4 protein-coding genes are annotated in these 2872 nt (G+C 30.0%); 1 reads left to right on the top strand and 3 read right to left on the bottom strand.

The window, feature by feature from the left end:
* Positions 1-243: 243 nt before the first annotated feature.
* Positions 244-873: a nitroreductase family protein gene (locus GMC_RS0105780; RefSeq protein ID WP_010521245.1), complete on the bottom strand. Its 630-nt coding sequence runs from the start codon at positions 871-873 to the stop codon at positions 244-246.
* Between the two features lie 107 nt (positions 874-980).
* Here GMC_RS0105780 and GMC_RS0105775 point away from each other — a divergent pair, with 107 nt between their 5' ends.
* Positions 981-1331: a winged helix-turn-helix transcriptional regulator gene (locus GMC_RS0105775; RefSeq protein ID WP_010521244.1), complete on the top strand. Its 351-nt coding sequence runs from the start codon at positions 981-983 to the stop codon at positions 1329-1331.
* A gap of 80 nt (positions 1332-1411) precedes the next feature.
* Here the strand turns inward: GMC_RS0105775 and GMC_RS0105770 are convergent, their stop codons facing one another.
* Positions 1412-1879, bottom strand: a complete 468-nt coding sequence (locus tag GMC_RS0105770; RefSeq protein ID WP_010521243.1) for a hypothetical protein — start codon at positions 1877-1879, stop codon at positions 1412-1414.
* Positions 1857-2872 (bottom strand): hypothetical protein (locus GMC_RS19230; RefSeq protein ID WP_010521242.1); only part of this gene is annotated, 1016 nt, incomplete at its 5' end. The genes GMC_RS0105770 and GMC_RS19230, both read right to left, overlap by 23 nt.

The following is a 2872-nucleotide window of genomic DNA, read 5'->3' as shown; positions in this document are numbered from 1 at the left end:
CACTATATATAGCAAATTGGGCGGTTAGTGTTTAACCGAAAGGTTGTTGTCTTTTGTAAAGTCGCCAAATCTTTTGATTTGGTATTAAAAGAGAAAAATTAAAACAAAATGCAAAAGATTTGGCTTGTGGCTAAACCGAAAGTAATCGCTTATTTTCTGCCCAACTTACCATATATTTAACGTTGGCGGTAATGTGAAAAAAGCTACCCGATTTTGTTCAAGTAGCTTATCATTTATCCACAGTTAACTCACTTTTGTTGAAAAAACTTCTATTGGTAGTCTAACTTTTTTCTGATTGGCCAAATAATCATTTTCTTCATCTCGATACCCTAATGCTAAAATAACTACACTTTTGAGTTTTTTTTCTTTCAATCCTAATAATTCATCAAATTTATCTGCATCAAAGCCTTCCATTGGAGTAGAATCAATTTTTAATGTTGCCGCCGCAATTAATGCAGTTCCTAAACCAATGTAAGCTTGTTTTGCTGACCAAATAAAATTTTCTTCATCAGTCTTAGATAATAAATAATCGCTAATTGTTTTCTTAAAACCCATTAAATCTTTAACTGGAGTTTTTCTTTCCTTGGCAACAAATTCAATATAATTATTGATAATCTCTTGATTAATAGAATCAAATGCAGCAAAAACTAAAAGATGTGAAGATTCAGCTATTTGAGAATTAAATGAACCTTCGCCTAATTCTTTTTTTAATAATTGATTATCAATTACAAAAAGTCTGTACGTTTGCATTCCAATGGAAGACGCGGATAAATTTATTGCTTCTATTATTTTTTTTAAATCATCATTAGCTACTTTTTTATTGCTAAATTTTTTTGTAGCATACCGCCATTTTAAATCGCCTATTAATTTCATTATTATTTCATTTTAAAATTATTATTCAAAAGTAATCTGAAAAGGTTACTTTTTGTAACTTACTTCCAAAAAATAACAGTAACATTAGAGTAACTAAGTAACTTATTATGAAACCAGAAATAGAACCAATAAAAGAATGTAGCCATACCATTTTAGCAATTCACGATGTAATGGATATTCTAAATGGTAAATGGAAAATATCGATTATCGCCTGCCTTTGCTATAAAAAAATGCGTTATTCTGAATTATTACGAGAGGTAAAAGGAATATCAGGCAGAATGTTAAGTCGAGAATTAAAAGAATTAGAAATGAATCAACTCATTATAAGAAACGTATTAGATACTCAACCTGTAACTGTTGAATACGAAATAACAGAATACGGCTCAACACTTAAAAATTTGACTAATACTATTGCTGAATGGGGTATAAAACATAGAAAAAGGATAATTGGTAAATAGACATAAACACTACCGCCAACACATAAAGCATTCATCTCTGGCCTATCGGCAAGACGAATGCTTTATGTGTTACAAGCTGGCTATTTTGGAATTATTTTTATTTTTTCACAGACCTTTATTTTGTCAACTATAATTCTAGCTTGTTCACCATTTGAATCATTAAGAACAATACTGTCTTTTACATATCCTTCAATAAAGAAGTCTCCTATCTTATCTACTTTTACTCGAAATGGAATAATAGAATCTTTATTTTTTAAAGATAGATATGTGTAATTCATTGGTATTTGTTCTAACTCTTCTATTGAAGTTTGTTTATCTGCAATGTTATAGCTTAATGAGACTTCCCTGTAATCTGTTTTTTTTAGTTTAAGAGTATCCATAATAATTGGTTTATATATTATTTCTGCATATTCTGAAACCCCAATTTCTTGTTTTTTTTGAATTTTTATAATGAATCTTGAAGGGTCAATTTTTTCATGATGTGGCGATCGACATCCTAAAAATAGAAGTAAAAAAATAATTGTATTATTTACGAATAAACTTCTCATAAGCAGCCCTAATTTTTTTATCGTTTTTTAAACTATTGTTAAGTTTTACTTGTTCCACATCTTTTAGATATACCATGGAATCTTTTCTTGTCATGCTTCCACTTTGATCGATATGTCCATTGTTATAAAAATAACTCCAATTATTAACTTTTTCTAAACTTATTTGAACTTTAGGTTCTTCAATAGGAGAAATGCTATCCTTAGGAATCATTTTTTCTATAGTTTCAACATCTTCATTTTTAAAAGCTTCATTAAGTTTTAAATAATGATTTATTGCTGACTTTAAATTTAGAGTAAAGTTGTAGATAGATTTAAAAACATTTGCCGATATTTTTTTAAACCCACCTAAAGGTTTTCTGATTTGAGGATTACCCCATAAATCTCCTCCATTTCTATGTCGATTTGTGCTAAAAGTATCTCCTCCTGATCGATTGTTACCCCATAAAGGTTCAAAAGCTGCATTATTCATAAAGCCATTTGTATTGTATCTATCATCTCCACATACTTTATCTGTTATATCAATCCACTTTTTACGAAAACCCTCCCATTGATAATATCTATCAGCATAGTCAGGATATTGGCAAATTTCTCCATCTTCATTACCTCTATATCCAGGTTCGCCATATTTATATCGGTCATGCTTTTCATGATACTCTAGTTCAATTTTACCTAGAACACAATCGTTACCGCTACTAACATCACAGCTTGAATTCTTTAACTCATAATCTCTTAAAACATTAAGGTCGAAAGAAGAAGAGCTTCTAACAAAATCATACATTCTTTCACTTACCGATTGACGGACTTTTCTTTCGAAATCACATTCGCCGTCATGCTCTTCAATACATTTAATGATTATTTCTTTTAGCTTCCTTTCAATCGCTTCGACTACTTTACTTGATTCCCAACTATCCATAAATTTAAGTTTTTTTGAGCGCTTGCTTGTAACGACAGAGCTATGTACAGTGTCCCTTGGGGCATTGTACATAGGTTCTG

It is taken from the genome of Aquimarina agarivorans (assembly GCF_000218485.1).
Classification (GTDB): Bacteria; Bacteroidota; Bacteroidia; order Flavobacteriales; family Flavobacteriaceae; genus Aquimarina; species Aquimarina agarivorans.
The sequence above is the reverse complement of the archived record's forward strand: the minus strand, read 5'-3'. Positions and strand labels throughout refer to the sequence as shown.

Coding starts and splice junctions, on each gene's coding strand:
- GMC_RS0105780 (WP_010521245.1), bottom strand. CDS start 873: ATGAAATTAATAGGCGATTTAAAATGGCGGTATGCTACAAAAAAATTT.
- GMC_RS0105775 (WP_010521244.1), top strand. CDS start 981: ATGAAACCAGAAATAGAACCAATAAAAGAATGTAGCCATACCATTTTA.
- GMC_RS0105770 (WP_010521243.1), bottom strand. CDS start 1,879: ATGAGAAGTTTATTCGTAAATAATACAATTATTTTTTTACTTCTATTT.